The organism is Neobacillus niacini, assembly GCF_019749295.1.
Classification (GTDB): Bacteria; Bacillota; Bacilli; order Bacillales; family Cytobacillaceae; genus Neobacillus; species Neobacillus niacini_D.
In genome coordinates, this window is record NZ_JACWFG010000001.1 from 712,611 (window position 1) to 735,635 (window position 23,025).

Sequence of the window (23,025 nt, forward strand, 5' to 3'; positions counted from 1 at the left end):
CCCCTCCTTCATCGGAGGGGGCTTTCATTTAACTTAGCACTATTTCTACACCATTTTATCAGGCTTAATCCACTCATCAAATTGCTCCGGCGTAACATAGCCTGTTTTAACGGCTGCTTCTTTCAATGTACTATTATCTTTAAAAGCAAGCTTGGCGATTTCAGCTGCTTTTTCATAACCTATATAAGGGTTTAGTGCAGTGACTAGCATTAAAGAGCGTTCCACATGCTTATTAATCACTTCTTTGTTTGCTTCTATTCCCATAGCACATTTTTCATTAAAGGAACGAATGCTATCTGTTAAAAGTGAGATCGATTGAATTAAATTATATATAATCACTGGCTTAAAAACATTTAATTCGAAGTTCCCTTGGCTTGCCGCAAATCCAATTGTGGCATCATTCCCAAAAATTTGGCATGAAACCATTGTTAATGCTTCACTTTGAGTTGGGTTTACTTTACCAGGCATAATGGAACTCCCCGGCTCATTGGCCGGAATAATCAACTCACCAATACCACTTCTTGGTCCACTGGCCAGCCATCTGACATCATTGACTATTTTCATTAAATCTGCTGCCAGCCCTTTTAGAGCACCATGTAAAAATACGATTTCATCGTGACTGGTTAAGGCATGAAATTTGTTTGGAGAAGCTTTAAATGGATAACCTGTGAATAATGAAATCTGCTCTGCTACTTTATCTCCAAATTGAGGATCAGCGTTTATACCAGTTCCAACTGCAGTGCCGCCAATTGCCAGGTCGAGTACATATTTACTTGAATCTAAAACCATATGTTCATTCTTTTCAAGCATTCCCCTCCATCCGCTTATTTCTTGACCAAGGGTCAATGGTGTAGCGTCCTGTAGATGGGTTCTGCCGATTTTCACCACTTTCATAAAAGCTTTTTCCTTATTAAACAGGGTGCTTTTTAATTCATTAATAGCAGGGATTAAATTCTCAGTAATTTTTATGTACGCAGCAATATGCATGGCCGTAGGAAAAGTATCGTTAGAGCTTTGTGACATATTCACATCGTCATTTGGATGAACCCTAACTATACTGCCCTGCCTGCTTAATAATTCATTCGCTCGATTAGCAATTACCTCATTAACATTCATATTGGTCTGAGTGCCGCTTCCAGTTTGCCAAACAGCAAGTGGAAAATGCTGATCATATGCTCCATTAAGAATTTGATCACAAACAGTAATAATCGCATTCATTTTTGTATCCACTAATTTACCTAGTTGATGGTTAACTTTTGCAGCTGCTTTTTTTATTTGGGTTAAAGCATAAACCACCTCTAGCGGCATTTTTTCGCTGCCAATTTGAAAGTTTTCACGACTCCTTTGTGTTTGTGCACCCCAATATTTATCAACGGGGACCCGAACCTCACCGAGAGTATCTTTTTCCAATCTAAACTTTTCCATAGCTTACCACCTCTCTATTTCATTTTTGTATCGTTATTCATATTCTTATTCCTTTTTTACAAAAAAAAATGCAGACAAATGTCTGCACTTTAATGCTTAACAATCATATAGCCAATAAAATACGAAAGAATTAATAAACTTCCAATTACATTAACAATAGAATAATCTGTCAATTATATCCACCCCTTATTATGTTAGAGCTTAAACATATTTAAATTATCATAATTAGCGGTTTTTATATGTGATAAAATTAACAGTTCACCAATCACATTGTGAAATTTTAGTGAACATCATCCTGCAAGCTCCGTTCGCCCTTTTTGGAGTTCATACATTTGATAGTATTTTCCCTTTAGAACCATCAATTCTTCATGCGAACCACGTTCAACAATCCTTCCACGGTCAAGCACAAGAATTTGGTCAGCATTGCGAATCGTTGACAGTCTATGTGCAATGATAAACGTTGTTCTGCCTTTCTTCAAAACATCCATTGCCTCTTGAATAACTGCTTCTGTTTCAGTATCGATACTTGATGTTGCTTCATCTAAAATTAAAATTGCCGGGTTAAAAGCAAGGGCTCTAGCAAAAGAGATTAACTGACGCTGTCCGCTTGAAAGCGTACTTCCTTTTTCAATAACAGGTTCATCATATCCATTTTCTAAGTTCTTAAAGACTTTTTCAGCCCCAACATCCTTTAAAGCCTTTTCTACCATTTCCCTCGTGATTTCTGGATCACCTAAACTTACATTAGAGGCAATCGTACCGGTAAACAAATATGGATCCTGCAGCACAATACCCATATGATTCCGAATGGTTTGCCGTGGAATATTGATAATGTCCTTACCATCAATTAGAATTTTGCCCTTTTGACAATCATAAAAACGGAATAGTAAATTCATAATCGAACTTTTTCCAGAACCAGTGTGTCCTACAAGTGCAACAGTCTGCCCCTGCTTCGCCTCAAAGTCAATATCCTTCAGTACATACTCATTTTCTTTATACCCAAAAGAGACTTGATCAAAAGTGACATTCCCAGAAAAACGCTTCATTCGTTCAGTACTGACATTTTCACCTTGTTCATCCATCAGCTTAAACACTCGTTCCCCGGCAACCAAAGCAGTTTCCAAATTCGCTAACTGATTAACAATCCCCTGTACAGGCTGAAAAAGACGGTTAATGTAATCGACAAAAGCATAGAGCACGCCTAAGGATATTACGGAAGCCGGATTTACCGCCTGCCCTCCAAAGTACCAGATGAAGGCAACGAATACGAGGTTTCTAAGCACCCCAACTAAGTTATGAGAGGTTAAAGCGTTCAAGCTTAACAGCTTATTTTGAAAGGTAAAATGTTCGGTATTAAGCTTTTCAAATTCCTTTTCAGTATCCTTTTCCCTGTGAAACGCTTGAATGATACTCATACCGCCAATTGATTCATTTATTGTCGCATTAATATCACTAATTCGTGAACGTATTACATGATTATATTTAGAGGCAAAAAGCCGGTAAACTTTCATCCATGCATAAAGGATTGGTAATAATACTAAACAGATTGCAGCCAGCTCCACGTCTAAAATAAACAGTGCTGCATAGATTCCCGTAATATAAATTGCACTCGTAAAAAATTGTGCCAATACCGTTACATAAAGCTCACGTATCGCCTCTGTATCATTGGTGATTCTTGCTACCACTTTTCCAGCGGGCAGGTTATCAAAGTATTGAATAGGCAAACGCTGGATTTGTCCGTACACATCTTCACGCATCTTTTGAATGATTCGATTGGCTGACTTTTGCAATAAAAACCGCTGGCCATATTGAAAAATTGAAGAAATAACCAATAAACAAAAATAAATGACCAGCAGCGTAATAATCCCTGGAATCTCCAGCTGGTAAAACGCCATTAACTCTTTTGTCGTCAAGACCTGTGCCTCATATTCTGCCTTCTGGGTACCCTTTTGAAGTGTCAGCACACCTTCTTTAAAGGTTCTTTTACCATCGAATTCAAGCTCCCCTTCAACGATGACAAATCTTGCACCAACCTGTAAAATTCTTATTTTATTGCCCTTTACCTCGTCGTTGGCGAAATTCTTTTCTTTTTTATAAAACTTCCCTTGATACGCTGCGGTGTTTTTTCCCTCTTTGGTTTCATTCCAAACCGATTCAATACCTAAAATATGCTGATCGATAATATTTTTTGCGATGAATGGACCTGCTAAATCTGCAACAACGGAAATGGTCAGCATAAATAATGCAGCAAAGATGATTTTTTTATACTTTAACGCATACTGAGTTAATCGCCATCCTGTACTCATGCTGTCACCCCCTCTTCAAAGTTATTCTCCACCTGTTGTCGTAAATATTGTTCCTTATACCAGCCATCAAGTGAAATCAGCTGCTCATGTGTTCCTTCTTCGATTACTCGGCCCTCATCAAGAACGATAATATGGTCTGCATGCTGAACAGCTGACATGCGGTGGGTAGTGATAATCGTGGTTTTGTCCTTCCTTATATCACGGATATTGTCAATAATACTTTTTTCAGTTTTGGCATCAACAGCCGACAAAGAATCATCAAGTATCAGAATCTCTGGATTTTTAATAAGCGCCCTGGCAATAGAAATTCTTTGTTTCTGGCCGCCTGAAAGGGCTACACCTTTTTCACCGACCAGTGTTTCCAAACCTTCAGGGAGCATTTCTAAGTCTTTCCGGAAAGCAGCTAACTCAATGGCCTTTTCCAGCTCTTCGTCACTTGCATCCTTATTTCCAAATAAGATATTCTCTTTAACACTTTTCGAAAAAAGAACATGGTCTTGTGGAACATATCCAATCCACTTCCGAATCTGATTGACGGTTTGCTCGTTAAGAGGAACACCCGAGATGGATAGTTCACCAATGCCTAAAGGGTATTGTCTCAGCAACTGTTTAATGAGAGTGGTCTTACCACTTCCTGTCTTTCCGACAATCCCAAGTGTCTGACCTTGGAGTAATTGAACAGATATATTTATTAAATTATCTTCTTTAGAAGACGGATACCGAAATCCCACTTGCTTAAAATCAATTCTATCTGCAGTCTCGACCTTAACGGGCTTTGATGGCTGCTCTACTGTTTCCTGAAAGGATAGTGTTTCATTTACCCTGTCCAAGGAAGCATTTCCTCTTTGCATGATATTAATTAACTCACCTATTGCAAACATCGGCCAAATTAACATTCCTAAATAAACATTAAAAGCAACGAGGTCGCCCAAGGTAATCGCCTGATTAAAGACTAAATACGCTCCATATCCAAGACCAATAATATAGCTGATTCCTACAAGGATCCTGACAGTTGGGTCAAATAATGAATCAATCCTTGCCACCTTGATATTTTTTTCGAATACATCCTCTGTTAATTGATGGAACCGTCTGCCATCTGCTTCTTCTTGGACATAGGCACGAATTACCCTTACACCAGCAACACTTTCTAATACTCGGTCGTTCAATTCCCCAAATGCATCTTGTGCTTCCATAAATCGTTTATGAATCCTATTTCCATATACCTGCATGATATAGGCCATAATTGGCAGAGGAAGAATGGCCGCAAGGGTAAGTTTCCAGCTGATAAGCACTCCCATTGTTATAATAAGTGTCAGCATCCAGACACTAGAATCAACTAAAGTTAATATCCCAAAACCAGCAGTATTGGAAATCGCCTTTAAATCATTTGTTGCCCTAGCCATTAAATCGCCTGTTCGATTTTTCTCATAAAATGTCGGCGACATCTTTAATAAGTGTCCCATGAACCTTGATCGCAGCTTCCTCTCAACCAGAAAAGCTCCGCCAAATAATTTGTACATCCAAACATACGTAATTCCGTAAGAGAAAACGGTAATCAGCAAAAGATTGCCTAAATAGCCTGTTATCTTTCCAGTATTCATTTCTCCTAAATGAATATCGTCTATGGCCATCCCGATTATTTTAGGCGGCAGCACATCTAAAATTCCGACTAAAATTAATAAAGAAATCGCAATAACATATCGCTTCCAATATTCCTTAAAAAACCAACTTAATTTTTTTAGAACCGAAAACATAAAATCCCCCCTGTAAAAAAGACAAAAAAGCATACCGCATTTGTGCAGTATGCCTCAAAACCTAAAAATAGAGACAAAAAAACACACATTACGTCAAGAAAAGAACGCAACCTGTGTTGACTCCATTACTATTGCAAATAGAAAAAATCAGACTAATGCATGTAAAATTGGACAGGTTACATTCGAGTATTCAGTTGCAGTTAAAGTTCTGTGTGTAACAATCATTTGGTAACCCTCCATTTCCTTTTTTTACATCCTTTGTTAGATTATCACCAGTTTATTTATATGTCAATTCCTATTTTTCAGAATTTTTCATCCTGCTTAATTTTACCTCTTTCGAAAAATCTTTCGAACAAATAACAGGTAAAAAAGGGTTGGCATTGGAGCTTGAATAAGCCCTACGATTCCCCATAACCAATAGTTGTGATTGCGTTTTCTGGCATCTAAAAATAAAAAGATGCTTTGCGTTAAAAGAATCGCTGCTACGATAATTATGACGGTGGGGGATAATTCATTATTCATTAATTTTCACCTTCCTGCGAAACCCAGTCACTGTGTAGAATACAATAAAAATTGTAGTAATGATCTGAATAAAGAGAAACACAATTGGCATTTGATAAAAAGATACAATAATTCCACTTAAAATGAATAAGGCAATCGTAAGGAATAAGGATAATTCTTTCCTTAGTTTTTTTCTGCTATTTTCCTTTTCCGTTATTACCATATTTTCAAACCATTGCAGGTCCGGTGTATAGACAGGGAATTGATCAACCTTGCTTAACCCTTCTTGAAGCTTGTGAATAGCATCCAAGTCATGCTTATTTTGTTGTTCGTTGTCGAGTATGACGACCTTCTGTTTCTTCACCTAGTTTCAGCTCCCTTCTTACTGCCAAGATTCCATTATGAACTCTTGATTTCACCGTTCCAGAGGATATTTTCATCCATGCACCAATTTCATCATATGAGTATCCATAATAATGCTTTAGTACAATAGGAACCCGAACGTCTACCGGCAATTTACCTAATGCCTCAATGGCATCGTTCCATTCCTCATTCCGGCTTTCAAAATGCCATTTCAGCTTTCGATAAACTTCTTCTTGTCCCTTCCATTGGTTTTCTCTCTTTTGCTTTCTACATTGGTCAATGTAAGCATTAGTAGCAATGGAAATCAGCCAAGTGGAAAATTTGCTTTGACCATTATAGAGGTGAATTTTTTGAATGCATTTTGCCATTGTTTCTTGTGCTAGTTCCTCTGCTATATCTGGATTCATTGTAATTTTCATTAAGTATTTTACAAGGAATGGATAATTTTCTTTAAACAACATAGCAAATGCAAGATGATCCCCTTCTTTTGCGCTTTTTATTAACGGATCCATCACACTTGTCCTCTCTTTCCCCCATCGAACCCTTTATCTTTTTGTATATGTATAAGACGTGAATCTAATCATTTCGTTCATATTTTATAATATTTTTATTAAATAATATAATTTCTAACACAAAAGGCACGATTTTATTCTAAAGGGCAGCTGCGGTACTCATAAGATTGATGAGTGCCAGTAATCTTATTAAAAGGGCAGCTTCGGTCACTCATAGGGGTGATGAGAACCCGAAATCTTATTAAAAGGGCAGCTTCGGTCACTCATAAGGATGATTCTTACAACTTTGAGGTCCTGTCGTTTTTAAAAAAAATACGGCACGAAAAACCTCGTGCCTTACCATTAATAATTTATTTTGGGTCCAATTCTTTTCCATCGTTTTTCCCACTTTTCTTTTTGTTTCCTCCATTTTTCTTCCCATTTTTTCGCACCTTTATTAAAATGCTCCTCAATTGTTTCTCGGTTCATTTCTTTTTCTTCCTCTTGCCTTTTTTGAATCAAACCATCAATCCGAGGAACATCAAAGCTGGTTGAAGGCGTATCTCTTAATGCTTCCTTTATGATTTCCCGAAAAACAATGGCTGCACCTGCACTGCTAGTGGTTTTCAAGTAATGTTTTTCATCAGTTTTATCGTAGCCGACCCAGACCGCGCCAACTAAATGAGGTGTATAGCCTACAAACCATTGATCCTTGACACCTTTTACTCCTTCAATTGGAACTTGTGTTGAACCTGTTTTCCCAGCAATTTCTCTTCCAGGTATTTGAGCGTTTTTTCCAGACCCATGTTCAACAACGCCAAGCAGCATCGTGTTTATGTGTTCTGAAACAGCTTTTGTGGTGACTTTTTCCTTTTTTTCCTTCCATTCTGCAACTGTATTCCCTTCTGCATCCACAATCTTTTTAATAACATGAGCTTTTATCCGGACACCATTATTTGGGAAAGCAGAATAGGCCTCAGCCATTATTAACGGAGATACTCCTTCTTCTAATCCTCCAAGTGCAAGAGATAGATTGCGATCACCCTTTTCTAGTGGTATTCCAAAACGTTTGGTCGAATCTAAGCCCTTTTCAATCCCAATCTCATTCAATAACCAGACTGCTGAAACATTTTTTGAATCTTTCACTGCTTCATACATGGGAACTTCCCCTGCATATTCATGGTTGTAATTGCTTGGCTCATACTCACCAAAGCTCATCGGTTCATCCTTTAACATGTCGGTTATTTTCCAGCCATTTTCGAGTGCTGGAGTAAAGACGGCAATCGGTTTAATAGCTGAACCTGGCTGTGCCTTTAGTTGAGTTGCACGATTATATCCTCTAAAAGTGTGCTCTCCGCGGCCGCCAACAATAGCCCGGATTCCTCCGGTCTTGGGATCAACTAATACACCGCCGCTTTGAACCATTTGGTCAGTGCCCTTTGGAAATAAATAGTCTTTTTGATAGGTTCTCTCCATAGCATTCTGCAAAGCAGGGTCAAGCTCTGTATAAATTTGAAACCCGCCTGTTAATAATTCATCCTGCGATAAATGATATACTTTTATCGCTTCATCAAATACTTGATCCACATAGTGAGGATACTTCCCTCGAAAAGGATCCCCGCCTTTATTATTTAAGTTGATTTTTTCATTTAGAGCTTGTTCATATTGCTGTGCCGTTATATATCCCTGCTTCTTCATTTGTGTTAATACAAGGTTTCTTCTTTGTGTTGCTTTTTCCAAGTGATGATATGGATTTAAAGCTGATGGTGCTTTTATTAATCCCGCCAGTAATGCCGATTCGCTAATAGAAAGATCCTTGACCTCTTTTGCAAAGTAATTTCGTGCTGCATGCTTAATTCCCCATGCACCATCACCAAAATAGATTTGGTTTAAATACATTTGAAGGATTTCCTGTTTGCTGTATTGCCGCTCAATTTGCATGGCTAGGAATACTTCATCTACTTTTCTCTTTAATGTTTTTTGAGAGGTAAGCAGTGTGTTTTTTGTTAATTGCTGGGTTATGGTACTTCCGCCTTCTACCATTCCGCGAGCTTTGATATCCCTTATCAGTGCTCTTGTGATACCAATATAATCGACACCATGATGCTCATAAAATCTCCGGTCCTCTATTGCAATAACTGCATTTTTCATAGAGTCTGGGACCTGACTAATGGGGATACCTTCATTTTTATTGGCCGATACCTTACTTGCAACCTCGCCGTTCAAGTCATAAAAAACTGTAGCCTGGGGAAGTTCATTCTTTAGTGAAGAAATATCCGCATCCATTGAATATGCATATACGATTCCTAGAAATCCCAAAACTAAAAGTGAAAACGAGAGAACCATTAATTGGTTCATATGCCATCGCTTCCAATTATTCACTACCTTTTTCATAGTTCCTCCTTACGAAATAAAAATAGAAATGAAGGACATCATTTTCTTTTTCCCTAAATGAGGTAAAATTAACCAAACTTGTAGATATTTTGTCACAAATTTTCGGTTAATTTCTTATATGATTAGGTTATAGTTTCGATAAAGGAAGTGGAATATGTTCTTAAACTCTAGAACTGAACCAAAATTATTAACACTATTGGGATTTCTAAACACACGAATGATTTTAACTGAAGACGAACTGAAGCAGTATTTATATCTAAAAAAAGGATATGAAGGGGAAGTTGCATTTGATTTAATGGCAGCGGAAAAGCTCAATAATGAAATATTTATTCTAAATGATCTAATGCTTGAAATTAATCAATCAAAATTTCAAATTGATTCCTCTTTGATTATTCAAGATACAATAATCCCCTGTGAAGTAAAAAATTATGAAGGAATTATCTGTACAAGGATGGCGATTTCTATTTAACTGGTTTAAAAAATCCAATCATGAATCCATTGCACCAAATTCAGAGAGTAGAAACTTTGCTCCAACAATTTCTCAAGAAAAATGGATTCCAATTTCGAATTGTTCCTTTTCTAGTTTTTATCAATCCAAAATTCTTTTTATATCAAGCTCCCCAAAATGAGTCAATTATTTTCCCTCCACAGCTTAGCAGCTTTATGGATAAACAAAATTTAAAACCAACTAATCCTAATGGGATGCAGCAAAAACTTGCTGAAAAATTAATTGCAGACCACAAAATTGAATCTCCCTATCCAAAATTACCTTCATACGAATATCAATCACTACAAAAAGGGACCACTTATGCTAAATGCAATTCTTTTTTTTTGTCATGTGACAAATGGTTACTTACTTGTAAAATTTGCGGTTTCGAGGAAGAGGTTGAATCAGCTGTTAAACGTAGTACCGAAGAGTTTAAATTGCTTTTTCCAACTCTCAGAGTTACAACTAATATGATTTTTGATTGGTGTAAGGTGATAGATTCTAGGAAAACTATACGGAGAATCCTGCAGAAACATTATAAAGTTATTGGATGTAAGCAATGGACTTATTATGAGTAACCGCTCTTTCTACTTTTTACTATTCACGGTCACTCATTCTCCTTATGAGTGACCGCTCTTTGGTCTTTTTGCTATTCATGGGCTCTCATCTTCCTTATGAGTGACCGCTCTTTGGTCTTTTTGCTATTCACGGGCTCTCATCCTCTTATGAGTGACCGCTCTTTCCCAAAATAGCAGGTTCTCGGGCTATCAACCTTCAAGGAGAGAAAAAATGCACTCGAAATAATATTCGAATGCTTTTGGTTATTCGTTCTTGGTTAATTCTTTAAAGCGTATTTTGGATTGTTTTTCATCAAAGCTGCTGTATACCCGATAATTTCTGTCATCCAGTATTCGAAAATGCTTGCTGAGAATATTTTGCTGGAGAATAAATCCATTTTTTCTCGAGACTTCACGCCACCAAATTCTCCCTCCAAACGTTTTCATTTTCCGATAATCAATTCCTTCGCGGGCAACTGTCTCCAAAACTTCGAGTGGTTCATTCCCAAATAAAAATTGAACCGTTTCTGTTTCTCTAAATAAAGCACAAACCGTAACAACCGTCGACCAGCCTGCAAGGACCCTTCCTTTTTCGATTTGTACAAGAGTTTTCTTAGATACACCAATAATTTCTGCCATTTTATCCTGAGTATAGCCGGCTTCCGCACGGATCAATCGCAATTTATCTGAAACTAGCATAATGATTTCTTCCCTATTCATGCTAAGACCTTCTTTCAAAAACCTACTAGTGTAATTTTACACAAGTTGCCTTATTTTTAAAAGAAAAAACTGCTATCGATTAAAAGACAGCAGTTTTTATTGTTTTATTTAGTTGGAGTGCCGCAGTTACTTTGACTAGAGCAGGATTTTTCAAGGTCACATGCCGCACATTTTCCTTTTTTCGATTTGTTAATAAACTTTACTAATGCCCAAGTGGCGTAACCGAAAATCGCAGCGCCAATGATGATATTAGCTATCATACGGTACACATCCTTATCTTAGACTAATCCAAACAGTTTACCGCCCTGATAAATGACCAAACATAAAACATATGCAATAAATAGTGCGTATAGGATTGAAAATGCAGTCCACTTCCTTGAGCCTGTTTCTTTATAAATAGTAGCCGCAGTTGCTAAACAAGGAATATATAATAGAATAAACACCATAAAACTATAGGCAGCCAGCGGTGTGTAAAAATCACTTAATAAACCTTGCAGACTTGCATTCTCTGGAACAAAGTAAATAATATTCATGGTTGAATTGATTGCTTCTTTTGCTAAGAACCCTGTTATTAATGATGCAGCAGCCTGCCAAGTTCCGAAGCCAATTGGCTCTAATAACGGTGCAAACAAATTCCCTATAAATGCCAAAAAGCTATCATCCATATCTACTTTTAATCCATTCGGTCCAGCATACGATAACAGCCAAATGAAAACGGAGCCTGCGAAGATGAAGGTTCCAGCTTTTCTAACAAAACCCTTTCCCTTATCCCAAGTGCTTCTCCAGAGCGATTGTATCTGCGGGAGACGATATGGCGGCAACTCGATCACGAATAACGATGTTTCTGATTTTAATAATGTTTTTGTAAATAGTTTTGCTAGTAAAAGTGCGACAACGATTCCTAGAACATAAAGACTTAATACCACTAGTGCTTTATGAGCTGCAAAAAATGCTCCCACAAACAATGCGTATACAGGAAGGCGTGCTGAACATGACATCAGGGGTGTCAATAATATGGTCATTAGTCTCTCGCGCGGTGTTTCTATCGTTCTTGCAGCCATAATTCCTGGGACATTACAGCCAAATCCAATCATCATTGGAATAAATGCCTTTCCGTTCAGCCCCACAGACTCCATAATCCGGTCCATTACTAGCGCAACCCGGGCCATGTAGCCAGAATCCTCTAAAAGGGAAATAAAAAAGAATAGAATAAATATCTGTGGAACAAATACCAATACCCCTCCGACGCCAGCGATCAGTCCTTCGATAATCAATGCATGGATAAAGTCTGAAGCATGAACAGCACCAAGGAATTTCTCAAATCCTGTGGTTACTGGTCCTGTAAGAAATCCATCCAAAACATCAGATAATGGAGTACCAAGCCAATCAAAGGTAAGCATAAACATCAAATACATACAAATTAGAAAGATTGGCATTCCTAAAAAGCGATTGGTTACGATAGCGTCAATTCTTTCAGACAAAGGTACAATGCTGCACACCTTTTGAACAGATGCTGCCAGTATTTTTTCTATTACTTCTTTTCTTTTCATATAGATATAGTTTTCCAGCGATTTTACATGACTATTTTCTTGTTTAACTGCCGACTCCAAATTTGAAACGAGTGACTCTAGTTTACTTGGTTCTAAAAGATCAGCAAGGTATTGAAATACATATTCATTACCTTCGAAAAGCTGAATGGCAAGCCATCTAGGTGAATGCTGTGTTCTTCCAAATAGTTCAATACTTAATTTTGTTATAGCATCCTCGATTGCTTTTCCATAGTAAACATGTTTTTTGACCTTTGAATGATTCGAACTTGTTGAAATCACTTCTATTAAATGGTCGCAGCCTTTACCGCTCCTTGCCACAACAGGAACAACGGGTACACCTAAAATCTGGGATAACTTAGCAGGGTCTATTTTAATTCCGCGGTTATTCGCGACATCAATCATATTCAAACCAATTAAGGCAGGTTTCTCATACTCGAGCAGCTGCAGAGTCAAATGTAAATTTCGTTCTAATTGAGAAGCATCAAGAATATTTAGCAGTCTATCGACTTGTTCAACTAGGAAGTAAGTAGTAACGACACCTTCATCCTTTGATAATGGATTCAAGGAATAGATTCCTGGCAAATCAATTAATTTTCCTATATTATTCTTGAAAACCCCTACTTTCTTTTCAACTGTAACACCGCTCCAGTTGCCCACATATTCATAGGATCCTGTAAGATTATTAAATAACGAGGTCTTTCCTGTATTTGGGTTTCCTATTAGGGCAATTTCCATTAAACTCTCTCCACTTCTATTAGGCGAGCTTCTTTCCGACGGAGTCCTACACACTGTCCACAAGACTCAATCATAACGGGACCGCCAAATGGCATGATACATTTAACACATACTTCAGAACCTTCTGTTATTCCTAGATCTAATAACCTTCTTTGGACAAGGCGGCCAACTTTAGATATATTTATTATTTTTCCTTTTTCACCTACTCTAAATGAGCCGAACATTTATATCACCCTAACTTCTGTTAATTGAGAATGATTATCTTTATTTATAACATTATTTTACCATTGAAAGATGGCTCATTCTGTGACAAAAGTTCGAAAAAAAAATAGAAAAGTCACAGACTTTTCTATTTTCCACTTATATCATTTTTTTCGGTGCAGCACTGATGACAAGAATTACAATGATGGCACTGAGGATAAAACTTGGAAGCATGTAAGTTCCATTATAAATTAAAGAATAGATTTCTATCGGCTGGCCCTCAGGTGCATAGTGTGCAAAAAACACTATTCCTGATAACACGGCAGCTAAATATCTTAAGGCACTTCCCAAAAATGTCCCTAAAACTACATAAGTGATCCATTTAGCTTTATTTTTATTTTCGAGACCGTTTTTAATTTGATTTGAGAAAATTCCGGCCAAACCGATAACAGTAAACGCAATACCGTAGTCAAGTAGTGCTTGAACAATGGTGAGAATTTGTGGAGTGCCAAGGATAACTTGAAGTAAACCTAGCAAAAAGCCAGATAAGAGTCCACCTTTAATTCCCCATCGGAACGCCATAAGGAAGACTGGAATCATTGCGATTGAAATAGAACCTCCTTGTGGCCATATTTTTAATGACAACAATCCTGAAACGAAATCCAATAAATAAGCTAGTGCTGAAAATACAGCTACTTCAACTAAAAATAATGTATTGCTGCGTTTTTTCTCCATACATGTTCCCCCTTATTATTTGTATAGTGGAGAACGTTCGACAGGTATTACTCCTAAGAATTAATATGGCGCCTATAAAAACAAAAAAAACAATGCAGGACGAGTTAGGATTGTCTGCATTGTTAGCTTTTAATAGTTGGCAAACCACATCCCTACGCTAGCGTTAACTAACAGGTTCATAGGGTCAGAACTCGAACGTTCACTCTCAGCCGCTAATAGCAGCTCCCCCTGTGGAAATATTTAATTATGTTCATACACGAATATACTATTTTTATAGGACTTTTACAAGGATAATCTTCCATCCGTGGTATAATGAAAATAATTATGCAGTATGTTTTAAAATTGGTAAGGTTTACCCATTTTATTTTAAAGGGATTTTCAGCTATTATCACGAATTATCTTTTTAGTCAGTTTGGCAATGTCTTTAGGAGGAAACTGTGATGCTATCTGGTACACAAACGAAATTAATAGTCTTTTTTGATGAGAATAAAGAAAGTTTAGTACGCGAGTGGGAAAGTTCAATTGTTATTTCTAACGGGGACCCCTATAAAGAAAAAATACGTGAAAATGGAATTGCTTTATTTAATGTTATCCTTACTATGCATACCATGAGTGAAGAAGAGTTATTAGAGATTATCCGAAAATATGCTATTGAAATTTCTGAGGAAAGAGCGCTGGCGAACATTAATATTGGTGACTTTGTTTATAATGTTAATCTTGGCAGAAGTGTGTTATACAGTTACCTAAGCAGAGCGGGCTTACAGTGGGATGAACTTCAGGAATCCATTAATAAAATAAATTACTGTTTTGATAAATTTCTATATTATGCTGTCACCCATTATACAGAGGCTAAAAACAAAATTATCGAAGAGAAAACGATGTTTATTGATTCAACACATCAGGACCGTTTAACACTTCTCGGACAAATGACATCTAGTTTTATTCATGAATTTAGAAATCCTCTTACATCAATACAGGGGTTTATTCAACTTCTTAAAGCTGACCATCCAAATATGAAATATTTGGAAATCATTTCAAGTGAGCTGGAGCAGCTTAACTTTCGAATTTCACAATTTTTACTTTTATCTAAGAAAGAACTAATTGGAAAGGAAAAAGAACAGTTTCATCTTAATAAGTTGATTGATGAAGTCTTAAATTTCTTATATCCGAGTATTTTAGATGGTAAAGTAAAAATCAAAAAGGAAATAGTTGAAGAGATTACACTTTATGGGTATGCCGATGAAATGCGGCAAGTACTCATTAATATAATATTTAATGCGATTGACGTGTTAAACCATCACAGAAGCTCCAATCCAATTATTGAGATTAAAAGCTTTATAGAAAATAATGAAAATGTTGTTCTATCCATTTCCAATAACGGCCCAATGATTCCTGCAGAATTAAGTAAAACGATATTCGAGCCTTTCTTTACAACAAAAAAACTGGGTACAGGTCTCGGGCTCTTTGTATGTAATGAAATCATTGAAAAACATAAAGGTGAACTAAACTGTTCTTCTACCCCAGATATTACAATATTTACAATTAAATTACCTATTGCAGCGTCTTCTATATAGGAGACGTTTATTTTTAATTAAAATTTTAACAATTTACAATTTTCAGATTCATATGTACAAGACTTTTTTCATAAAATGTTTATACCAACTAATTTACAAACCAGAACGTTTGACTGTACAGTTGTAATTTACTATAATTGTTTTTAAATTTAGATTATGAGTCTCGATGAAATCCCTTTTTTAATGTAACGAGTTTTTTAAATTACTAGGAGGTGACTCCTTAACTCGTATTTTACGAGCTAAGGGAAATTATTTGGACATATTTAACTTGGTGTTAATAGCCATTTTAATTGCGTTAACTGCTTTTTTTGTAACTTCAGAGTTTGCTATTGTTAAAATTCGCAGTTCAAGAATTGATCAGTTGATTGAAGAAGGTAATTCGAGCGCTATTCATGCAAAAAAGGTAATTTCAAACCTAGACGAATATCTTTCAGCTTGTCAGTTGGGAATTACCATTACTGCCCTCGCTTTAGGTTGGATTGGGGAATCAACGATTGAGCATATACTCGCTCCCCTTTTTAATGGACTAGAAATTCCTGAAGGCGTTTCCCATGTCTTATCAATTGGGATTGCGTTTGCGACCATTACGTTTTTACATGTTGTCGTAGGAGAGCTGGCACCTAAAACACTTGCTATTCAGAAAGCTGAATTGATAACTTTGATTATGTCACGGCCTTTGATCCTCTTTTATAAAGTGATGTATCCCTTTATTTGGTTATTAAATGGGTCAGCACGAATAGTAACAAGCATTTTTGGTCTCAAGCCTGTCTCAGAAAGCGAAATGGCACATACCGAGGAAGAGCTTCGAATTATCCTATCTGAAAGCTATAAAAGCGGCGAAATTAACCAATCAGAGTTTAAGTATGTAAATAAAATATTTGAATTTGATAACCGCATCGCCAAAGAAATTATGGTTCCAAGGACGGAAATCGTTTCATTATCGAAAGATGATACATTGGACACTTTTCTCCAAGTCATCCGTGAGGAAAAATATACGAGATATCCGATTATTGATGGTGATAAGGACCATATTATTGGGCTAGTTAACATTAAGGAAATGGTGACAGATTTAATTAGTAAAGAAACACTTTCAACTAAGACACTTGAACACTATACCCGTCCAATTATCAGGGTGATTGAAACCATTCCAATCCATGATTTACTAGTAAAAATGCAGAAAGACCGAATGCATATGGCAATATTAATGGATGAATATGGCGGTACATCAGGGTTAGTTACAGTTGAAGATATCCTTGAGGAGATTGTTGGTGAAATCCGTGATGAATTTGATTCAGATGAAATACCAATGATACGTAAAATTAAGGAGAACCACTATATAATTGACTCTAAGGTATTAGTAACAGAAGTAAATGATTTGTTGGGCGTCGACATCAATGATGAAGATATTGACACCATCGGCGGCTGGATATTAACCGAGAATTATGAAGCAAAAGAAGGAGACTCCATACAGCATGAATCTTATAGCTTTAAAATTCTTGATATGGAGGAACATCACATAAAGTATATTGAAGTTACAAAAAAAGTTCATGATGAAGAACCCAGCGCCAAAAATATAGCATTATCTCAAACGGAAGTACTTTCCTAGTATATAGAACCTTACAAAACGGCCAAAAGTGATTTTGGCTGTTTTTTTGTAATAATTTTGTAATATTCTACTTAAAATCCAAGCACTATCCCCCTTGAAAACATATCTTACATTAAAGGGGTGATAAAAACGATGGAACTAATTTTATTATTTTTAGCTTCTATACTTTCTGGATTTGCATTAATGAGCGTTGAGCCGGTATCATTTTTAAGTTTCCTAGGTCCAATATTTGATATCGTTGGAGCATTAGCCGTTATCATTTTTTCATTAGTGCTAATCTTTAAAGGTGTTAAATCATTATTCAAATAAATTACCAGCTTGCCTTTAAGAGTTAAAGAAGATCAGATTATCATCTGATCTTTTCTATTTTTTTTTACCTATTTTTCAACATAATAATTTCTTCTTCTGCTTTGGCTAATTTAATTAGGTGTGAATCAAGCCGACGATTAATATGCTTTATATTCTCGCCATTTCCTGAATTATTCTTTACTTCTTTTACTACGGTACTCTGTACGTCCTCAATTCGCTGCAGCGATTCTTTAATATCTGACAAGTCAATCTGATTAACCTCTACGCGGTGTTCAATACTGTCCATTTGCTCTAATCGAGATAGTCTATGCTCAATGTTTTCTAAGGTTTTATTGAAAGTGTCAATTAGCGTTTTAATATCAGAAATATTCTCTGTCAATTTATCAAGTTTATGTTCCATGATTGCTAGCTCCCTTTTCGTTATAAATCCATTTTAACACCTTTAACACTTTATATATGTTACAAATTCCAAAACAATAATACCAAAGTGACTGCATATCTAATCCAAGGTTAATGTATTTATTATTTTTTTATTATCCACCTTTTGTGATGATTATTGCGGAATTTTGAACTTTTTTCAAAATAATCTTTATGATAGGAATCCTTGTGAAAAATGTCACATGCAAATATAACAAAAAGCCTTAATCTAATAGCATAAGAAATAACCATATTTCTTAATCAAACACAGATTAACTATTATTATGGATAGTACCATTTTGAAAAGGCTGGTGTAATTTTTATGTTAATTTCTATTGATGAAAAAGCTGCAAAGTGGTTTACAAATGAATTCGAGATTAATACGGTAAGAATGTTTCCACAGTACAGTGGTTTTGGTGAAAAACACAAAGGCTTCAGCCTTGCTTTTTCAGGAGAGGCACCATCAAATATTGGATTTACAAAAGAGATTAATGGCATTCACTTCTATGTAGAAGGAAATGATGTATGGTTCTTTGAAGACACCGAAACCTGTTTATCCTACAATGAAGAAGAAAAGGAAATCCAAATTTCCTTCAAGGAAACCATTAGAAATTAAATTAATTCTCCATTATCATCATTTCGGGCAGCCATTATATGGCTGCCCTTTTCCATTATTAATACTATTCCAAACAATAAAATTGGGGCAAATCACAATACACTAACTTTGTTTGTAACCTTGGTAACTATATAATTCTGAAAATTAGCAATAAATTGTGAACTATGTTGCAATAATGATTAATTAGCCTTATAATGAAAGCGCTACCTAGTAAATATTTCCTATTTCTTAAGCAATATCGCTTAATTTAACCTACTATAAGAAGGGGGTTGAACATCATGGAACACGCTAGGCCACAAGTAGTCTTATTTAATTTAACCTTTGATTTATCCATCATATTGACTACCACAATTGCTTCACTGCTTGTTTTTTTCATTGCTTATTTAGCTACTAGAAACCTCACAGAAGGTATCCCAAAGAAGTGGCAAAACTTTATGGAATGGATCATGGACTTTGTTAGAGATATCATGAATAATTCAATGGGTCACACTAACAATTTATTTGTTTTATCTACTGGAGTATCTCTATTAATGTATTTATTTATTGCCAATCTTTTAGGTGTCCCCTTTTCCATCATAACCAGTGAAGACCATCCTGTTTCTTGGTGGCGCTCTCCAACTGCTGATGCTCATGTTACCATGACTTTAGCCATCATGATTATTGCCTACACACACTTCATCGACATTCGCCTGCATGGTTTAAAACATTATCTACTCAGTTTTTTCAAACCCTTTAAAGCTTTATTTGCAATCAACATTTTGGAACAATTTGCAACTACCTTAACCCTTGGTCTTAGATTATTTGGTAATATATATGCTGGGGAGGTAATGCTTGCATTATTAGCAGGTGCAGTCACACATGGATTTGCGGTTGCTTCCCTTGCCGCTATTCCAATGCTCATTTGGCAAGCATTCTGTGTTTTCATTGGCACTATTCAAGCTTACATATTTGTTACACTCACTATGGTTTATATAGCTCATCGTTTAACATAATAGAAAATATGAAGGTTAGGAGTTGATTATTTTGGGAGATATAACTCTGTTTGGGCTCCCCATCTCTCTAGGAACCATGGTCTATCAAGCACTTATATTTACCGTTTTAGTTTTTATTTTAAAGAAACTTGTTTTTAAAAAGTTAGTTGGTGTCATGGATAGCAGAAAACAACATATTGAAAATCAGCTCCAGCTGACAGAACAATATAAACAGGAGGCAGAAAAAAATTTGGAGCTAAGTGCCGAAGTCCTAAATCAAGCTAGAAAAGACGCCAGGGAAATAATGAAACATAGTGAATATGAGGCCAAATTAATTATTTCCGATGCGAAATTCCAGGCAAAAGAAATAGTAAAGGAAGCGAAAGAGGAATTATTCCGTTCCCGTTCATTCATGCATAAAGATAGTAAGGGGGCGTAAAATATGAGACACAAGTTTACAAAATACCTAGGAAGAGTTACCGAAAATCTTGAATTGGGTTTTGAGGAAAAGTATATTTACGTACATTACACAAAAGGAAACACAGAAAAAACAGCATGTATTTTAAAAAATAAAGATAAAACAAAAAGTGAATATTTAGAGCCTTTCTTTAAGGAAAATAAGGTTTCTGAAGAGATGAAGAAAGAGGTTAGAAAATTCCTGGACAATGAAAAGAACTTCAATGATCAACATTGGAACGAGTTTACAAACTTTTTAATGAAAACCCTTTCCCTCAATATGGTTTTTGGATTAACAATTGCCTTAACTGTTTTCGGATTTTATAAACTTGGCTCTTTTTTAGATGGCCGATACGGTTTGCAGCCTTGGTTAACCGTAGTTTTCACCTTTATCGGTATCGGAATTGGAGGACTTACTGGATACGTTATGGTTCAAAAGTATTTTAAGAAGCCGGATGATAAGGATTCACAGGTTAAAAATGTCTCACAAAAAGAACAGGCCGACGATAAAAACTACCCAATCATTGATGTCACTATCGACCAAGTTCGGAAGGCTGTGAGACAATTCTCTGATAATTTGCCAAAGGGTGTATACCGATCGATTATTGTTCAAGATGATAACAGCATTGACTTCAAACAACTGGCACATATTCTAGGCGGCATTCCTTCTAAGAAATATTATATGTCAAAAGAGACTTATGATCTTTTCGAGGAAAATGAAAAGATTATCCCTGCTGAAATGGACATGGTCCAAAAAGCAGTAGACTTGTATGTTAAGGAACGTAAGGAATATCCAATGCTTCAATTTGACCCAAATCGAAGGGTTAACTATTATCAATTAGTTCAAGAAAAATATCTAAAATCTGCTCCTGTTACACAGTTTTATATCACTGAATTGGATGGGCTCATAACGCACATCAAACCTGAAAAGAGAAAAATGAAGGACTCCTCTCACTAGTGTTGAGGAGTTTATTTTTGCTTTTTTTTCTGTTATTGAGATAATATCAATAAACAAACATATTTCAGTTAAAAATGAGGGATTCAAAGATGTCGAGAAAAAAGAATAAATCGAAGCACTTAGCTACGATTTCTCTAGCTGTCATGGGAGTCGGGTTTGTAGTGACGATTCCGTTTCAGGATTCCCTATGGGGAACTATTCTTCAGGGAGGATTTGAAGCAGGTTTAGTTGGTGGACTTGCAGATTGGTTTGCAGTTACCGCATTATTCCGTCACCCTTTAGGTCTGCCCATACCACATACAGCACTATTGCCTAAGAACCGTAAAAGAATTATTGGAGCAATAATCTCCATGCTTGAAAACGATTGGCTTACGAAAGAAAGCATTAGGAAGAAAGTATCAAGCATTCAATTTCCTGAGAAGCTATTTGATATAGCCGAGAAAGCATTACCAGGTGAGGCCGTAAAAAATGGCAGTATAAAGCTAATCCAGCATCTCCTTTCTTCTGTTGATAGTAAAAAACTAGCACCAACCATAGTAGGAGAATTGAAAGAAAAGCTGCAGGATATGGATACAAGTAAATATCTTCCGCTTGCCATTGATCAACTAATAGCTCGGAAATATGATGAAAAAGCGCTTGATTTTGTCCTAAAGGAAATTGAAGATTGGTCAAAAAAGGAAAGTACAAAAGAAAGACTGGGCAGAATGGCAGTTGACGCATTGGAAAATATTAAAGCAGACGGTTTTATGCAATTTGCATTAAAATCGTTTACTAACATAGTCAATGAGGAAAAGTTAGGAAGTATAATAATTGGACTTATCCAAAAAGGGGTAGTCAGCTTCAAAGACCCATTTAATCATAATAGGCAAACCTTACTTTATCATATCAATACCAAGCTTCAGGGTATCAAAACTGATGAAAACCTTGCCTTAGAGCTAAGCAATATTAAGGATCAGTTAGTCGCCTCATGGGACCTGGAAAGTAAAATCATCGAATTTATAGACCAGCTAAAAGAAAAAGCCTCCAACCTGATTGTGTTACCGGGCTTTTACGAGGGCTACCTCCTTCCTTTATTATCACAGGCACTTGAAAGCCTTAAGACAGATGAAGAAAAAGTAAAAGCCATTGATATCTGGGTTAAGCAGCAAATCACAACCTTTGTCGATAACAATCATTCTAAAATTGGTAAACTTGTTGAAGAAAATCTCGAAAAACTTGATAATGAGACACTGATTGATATGATTGAAAACAACGTTGGCAAAGACCTGCAATGGATCCGAGTAAACGGCGCCGTCTGCGGCTTCCTAATCGGACTAATCTTAGTTGGATTGAAATTATTTTTTTAGAAATGGGCTATCTTGTTCTGCAAGATAGCTTTTTTTTATAAAAATTTATTGTAATGCACATTCTATAAAGTAATGAAATGACAAGGAGCGACGTTATGAGTACATATCAGTTAATACAACATCCTCAGGTAGTCTTGTTATGGATCACTGATAGAACAAAGAATATTTAAGATAAAATAGTCCATTAAAAGAGGTGTTTCTTTGAAATTTCTTGTAATTGGCGCAATTATCATTGGTGCTGCTGTTTTTTCTTTGTTACCAATTTTATCAGCATATTTTTTTCAACCCACTTTAAAAGACAGCATCCGGTTTAATGTATATTTTCTCCCTCTTTCTTTTATCGGAAACATTGTACTAGCCTGGGGGTTCATTCAAGGCAGTACAATATTTGGAAATACGGTAATGCTTGGCGGTATTCAAACGGGAGTAAATGCAGTTCTGATTACAGTTTTATCAATTTTAGTACTACATCAGAAAATTTCAGTTTATTCCATTATTGGCATTTTCCTAATTGCTATTGGTGCTGTTCTTTTAAATAAATAACATGAAAAAA

General features: G+C 36.1%; 24 protein-coding genes and 1 riboswitch. Of the genes, 11 read left to right on the forward strand and 13 right to left on the reverse strand.

Annotated features, from left to right (window positions below; all coding sequences use genetic code 11):
- Window positions 1–45: 45 nt before the first annotated feature.
- The 7 genes from fumC to H0184_RS03480 form a co-directional block, all read right to left on the reverse strand.
- Window positions 46–1,425 carry a class II fumarate hydratase gene (fumC, locus tag H0184_RS03450; RefSeq protein ID WP_221820932.1) on the reverse strand — a complete coding sequence of 460 codons (1,380 nt, stop codon included), beginning with the start codon at window positions 1,423–1,425 and terminating at the stop codon, window positions 46–48.
- A 290-nt stretch (window positions 1,426–1,715) separates the two neighbouring features.
- Window positions 1,716–3,731, reverse strand: a complete 2,016-nt coding sequence (locus H0184_RS03455) for an ABC transporter ATP-binding protein (protein WP_221820934.1) — start codon at window positions 3,729–3,731, stop codon at window positions 1,716–1,718.
- Complete coding sequence (locus tag H0184_RS03460; protein WP_221820937.1) at window positions 3,728–5,485, reverse strand: ABC transporter ATP-binding protein; 1,758 nt, start codon at window positions 5,483–5,485, stop codon at window positions 3,728–3,730. Before H0184_RS03460 ends, H0184_RS03455 begins: the two co-directional genes overlap by 4 nt.
- A gap of 327 nt (window positions 5,486–5,812) precedes the next feature.
- Window positions 5,813–6,007 (reverse strand): sigma-Y antisigma factor component, encoded by a 195-nt coding sequence (locus tag H0184_RS03465; protein WP_221820939.1) that lies wholly within the window; start codon window positions 6,005–6,007, stop codon window positions 5,813–5,815.
- Complete coding sequence (locus tag H0184_RS03470; RefSeq protein ID WP_221820940.1) at window positions 6,000–6,350, reverse strand: YxlC family protein; 351 nt, start codon at window positions 6,348–6,350, stop codon at window positions 6,000–6,002. Before H0184_RS03470 ends, H0184_RS03465 begins: the two co-directional genes overlap by 8 nt.
- The gene (sigY, locus tag H0184_RS03475) at window positions 6,304–6,861 is read right to left on the reverse strand and encodes an RNA polymerase sigma factor SigY (RefSeq protein ID WP_221820942.1); all 558 of its coding nucleotides are present in this window, start codon (window positions 6,859–6,861) and stop codon (window positions 6,304–6,306) included. The genes H0184_RS03470 and sigY overlap by 47 nt, the downstream gene beginning before the upstream one ends.
- Window positions 6,862–7,203: 342 nt before the next feature.
- Window positions 7,204–9,234, reverse strand: a complete 2,031-nt coding sequence (locus tag H0184_RS03480; protein WP_221820944.1) for a transglycosylase domain-containing protein — start codon at window positions 9,232–9,234, stop codon at window positions 7,204–7,206.
- Window positions 9,235–9,388: 154 nt separating this feature from the next.
- On the opposite strand from H0184_RS03480, the gene H0184_RS03485 reads away from it, so the two are divergent.
- The gene (locus H0184_RS03485; RefSeq protein ID WP_221820946.1) at window positions 9,389–9,703 is read left to right on the forward strand and encodes a nuclease-related domain-containing protein; all 315 of its coding nucleotides are present in this window, start codon (window positions 9,389–9,391) and stop codon (window positions 9,701–9,703) included.
- A 20-nt stretch (window positions 9,704–9,723) separates the two neighbouring features.
- Complete coding sequence (locus H0184_RS03490; RefSeq protein WP_221820968.1) at window positions 9,724–10,299, forward strand: hypothetical protein; 576 nt, start codon at window positions 9,724–9,726, stop codon at window positions 10,297–10,299.
- A 243-nt stretch (window positions 10,300–10,542) separates the two neighbouring features.
- Here the strand turns inward: H0184_RS03490 and H0184_RS03495 are convergent, their stop codons facing one another.
- The 5 genes from H0184_RS03495 to thiT form a co-directional block, all read right to left on the reverse strand.
- A complete protein-coding gene (locus H0184_RS03495; protein WP_221820970.1) occupies window positions 10,543–10,998 on the reverse strand; it encodes a helix-turn-helix transcriptional regulator in 456 nt (151 codons plus the stop codon).
- A 104-nt stretch (window positions 10,999–11,102) separates the two neighbouring features.
- Window positions 11,103–11,258 carry a FeoB-associated Cys-rich membrane protein gene (locus H0184_RS03500; protein WP_221820971.1) on the reverse strand — a complete coding sequence of 52 codons (156 nt, stop codon included), beginning with the start codon at window positions 11,256–11,258 and terminating at the stop codon, window positions 11,103–11,105.
- An 18-nt stretch (window positions 11,259–11,276) separates the two neighbouring features.
- Entirely contained in the window at window positions 11,277–13,283 is a 2,007-nt protein-coding gene (gene feoB, locus H0184_RS03505) for a ferrous iron transport protein B (RefSeq protein WP_221820973.1), read from the reverse strand.
- Entirely contained in the window at window positions 13,283–13,507 is a 225-nt protein-coding gene (locus tag H0184_RS03510) for a FeoA family protein (RefSeq protein WP_221820976.1), read from the reverse strand. Before H0184_RS03510 ends, feoB begins: the two co-directional genes overlap by 1 nt.
- Before the next feature lie 136 nt (window positions 13,508–13,643).
- Window positions 13,644–14,219, reverse strand: a complete 576-nt coding sequence (thiT, locus tag H0184_RS03515) for an energy-coupled thiamine transporter ThiT (protein ID WP_221820978.1) — start codon at window positions 14,217–14,219, stop codon at window positions 13,644–13,646.
- Between the two features lie 132 nt (window positions 14,220–14,351).
- A riboswitch (TPP riboswitch) is annotated at window positions 14,352–14,458 on the reverse strand.
- A gap of 201 nt (window positions 14,459–14,659) precedes the next feature.
- Between thiT and H0184_RS03520 the strand changes: the two genes are divergently transcribed.
- From H0184_RS03520 to H0184_RS03530, 3 genes are all read left to right on the forward strand, one after another.
- On the forward strand, window positions 14,660–15,793 hold the full coding sequence (locus H0184_RS03520) for a histidine kinase N-terminal domain-containing protein (RefSeq protein WP_221820980.1): 1,134 nt from the start codon (window positions 14,660–14,662) through the stop codon (window positions 15,791–15,793).
- A 253-nt stretch (window positions 15,794–16,046) separates the two neighbouring features.
- On the forward strand, window positions 16,047–17,399 hold the full coding sequence (locus H0184_RS03525) for a hemolysin family protein (RefSeq protein WP_221820981.1): 1,353 nt from the start codon (window positions 16,047–16,049) through the stop codon (window positions 17,397–17,399).
- 132 nt (window positions 17,400–17,531) lie between these two features.
- Window positions 17,532–17,708, forward strand: a complete 177-nt coding sequence (locus tag H0184_RS03530; RefSeq protein WP_221820983.1) for a hypothetical protein — start codon at window positions 17,532–17,534, stop codon at window positions 17,706–17,708.
- Window positions 17,709–17,772: 64 nt separating this feature from the next.
- Here H0184_RS03530 and H0184_RS03535 read toward each other — a convergent pair whose 3' ends face one another.
- Window positions 17,773–18,108, reverse strand: a complete 336-nt coding sequence (locus tag H0184_RS03535; protein WP_221820986.1) for a hypothetical protein — start codon at window positions 18,106–18,108, stop codon at window positions 17,773–17,775.
- 339 nt (window positions 18,109–18,447) lie between these two features.
- On the opposite strand from H0184_RS03535, the gene H0184_RS03540 reads away from it, so the two are divergent.
- The 6 genes from H0184_RS03540 (at window position 18,448) to H0184_RS03565 (ending at window position 23,015) form a co-directional block, all read left to right on the forward strand.
- Window positions 18,448–18,741: a HesB/YadR/YfhF family protein gene (locus H0184_RS03540; RefSeq protein WP_221820988.1), complete on the forward strand. Its 294-nt coding sequence runs from the start codon at window positions 18,448–18,450 to the stop codon at window positions 18,739–18,741.
- A 278-nt stretch (window positions 18,742–19,019) separates the two neighbouring features.
- Complete coding sequence (gene atpB / locus H0184_RS03545; protein WP_221820989.1) at window positions 19,020–19,733, forward strand: F0F1 ATP synthase subunit A; 714 nt, start codon at window positions 19,020–19,022, stop codon at window positions 19,731–19,733.
- A 31-nt stretch (window positions 19,734–19,764) separates the two neighbouring features.
- Window positions 19,765–20,151 (forward strand): ATP synthase F0 subunit B, encoded by a 387-nt coding sequence (locus H0184_RS03550; RefSeq protein ID WP_221820992.1) that lies wholly within the window; start codon window positions 19,765–19,767, stop codon window positions 20,149–20,151.
- Window positions 20,152–20,154: 3 nt separating this feature from the next.
- On the forward strand, window positions 20,155–21,126 hold the full coding sequence (locus tag H0184_RS03555; RefSeq protein WP_221821029.1) for an AtpZ/AtpI family protein: 972 nt from the start codon (window positions 20,155–20,157) through the stop codon (window positions 21,124–21,126).
- 89 nt (window positions 21,127–21,215) lie between these two features.
- Window positions 21,216–22,472, forward strand: a complete 1,257-nt coding sequence (locus tag H0184_RS03560; RefSeq protein WP_221821031.1) for a DUF445 domain-containing protein — start codon at window positions 21,216–21,218, stop codon at window positions 22,470–22,472.
- Window positions 22,473–22,673: 201 nt separating this feature from the next.
- Window positions 22,674–23,015 (forward strand): hypothetical protein, encoded by a 342-nt coding sequence (locus H0184_RS03565; RefSeq protein WP_221821033.1) that lies wholly within the window; start codon window positions 22,674–22,676, stop codon window positions 23,013–23,015.
- The last annotated feature ends 10 nt before the right edge of the window (window positions 23,016–23,025 follow it).

Coding starts and splice junctions, on each gene's coding strand:
- sigY (WP_221820942.1), bottom strand. CDS start 6,861: ATGGATCCGTTAATAAAAAGCGCAAAAGAAGGGGATCATCTTGCATTT.
- H0184_RS03465 (WP_221820939.1), bottom strand. CDS start 6,007: ATGAATAATGAATTATCCCCCACCGTCATAATTATCGTAGCAGCGATT.
- H0184_RS03535 (WP_221820986.1), bottom strand. CDS start 18,108: ATGGAACATAAACTTGATAAATTGACAGAGAATATTTCTGATATTAAA.
- atpB (WP_221820989.1), top strand. CDS start 19,020: ATGGAACACGCTAGGCCACAAGTAGTCTTATTTAATTTAACCTTTGAT.
- H0184_RS03555 (WP_221821029.1), top strand. CDS start 20,155: ATGAGACACAAGTTTACAAAATACCTAGGAAGAGTTACCGAAAATCTT.
- H0184_RS03560 (WP_221821031.1), top strand. CDS start 21,216: ATGTCGAGAAAAAAGAATAAATCGAAGCACTTAGCTACGATTTCTCTA.
- H0184_RS03480 (WP_221820944.1), bottom strand. CDS start 9,234: ATGAAAAAGGTAGTGAATAATTGGAAGCGATGGCATATGAACCAATTA.
- H0184_RS03490 (WP_221820968.1), top strand. CDS start 9,724: ATGAATCCATTGCACCAAATTCAGAGAGTAGAAACTTTGCTCCAACAA.
- H0184_RS03485 (WP_221820946.1), top strand. CDS start 9,389: ATGTTCTTAAACTCTAGAACTGAACCAAAATTATTAACACTATTGGGA.
- H0184_RS03495 (WP_221820970.1), bottom strand. CDS start 10,998: ATGAATAGGGAAGAAATCATTATGCTAGTTTCAGATAAATTGCGATTG.
- fumC (WP_221820932.1), bottom strand. CDS start 1,425: ATGGAAAAGTTTAGATTGGAAAAAGATACTCTCGGTGAGGTTCGGGTC.
- H0184_RS03520 (WP_221820980.1), top strand. CDS start 14,660: ATGCTATCTGGTACACAAACGAAATTAATAGTCTTTTTTGATGAGAAT.
- feoB (WP_221820973.1), bottom strand. CDS start 13,283: ATGGAAATTGCCCTAATAGGAAACCCAAATACAGGAAAGACCTCGTTA.
- H0184_RS03530 (WP_221820983.1), top strand. CDS start 17,532: ATGGAACTAATTTTATTATTTTTAGCTTCTATACTTTCTGGATTTGCA.
- thiT (WP_221820978.1), bottom strand. CDS start 14,219: ATGGAGAAAAAACGCAGCAATACATTATTTTTAGTTGAAGTAGCTGTA.
- H0184_RS03500 (WP_221820971.1), bottom strand. CDS start 11,258: ATGATAGCTAATATCATCATTGGCGCTGCGATTTTCGGTTACGCCACT.
- H0184_RS03460 (WP_221820937.1), bottom strand. CDS start 5,485: ATGTTTTCGGTTCTAAAAAAATTAAGTTGGTTTTTTAAGGAATATTGG.
- H0184_RS03510 (WP_221820976.1), bottom strand. CDS start 13,507: ATGTTCGGCTCATTTAGAGTAGGTGAAAAAGGAAAAATAATAAATATA.
- H0184_RS03455 (WP_221820934.1), bottom strand. CDS start 3,731: ATGAGTACAGGATGGCGATTAACTCAGTATGCGTTAAAGTATAAAAAA.
- H0184_RS03540 (WP_221820988.1), top strand. CDS start 18,448: ATGTTAATTTCTATTGATGAAAAAGCTGCAAAGTGGTTTACAAATGAA.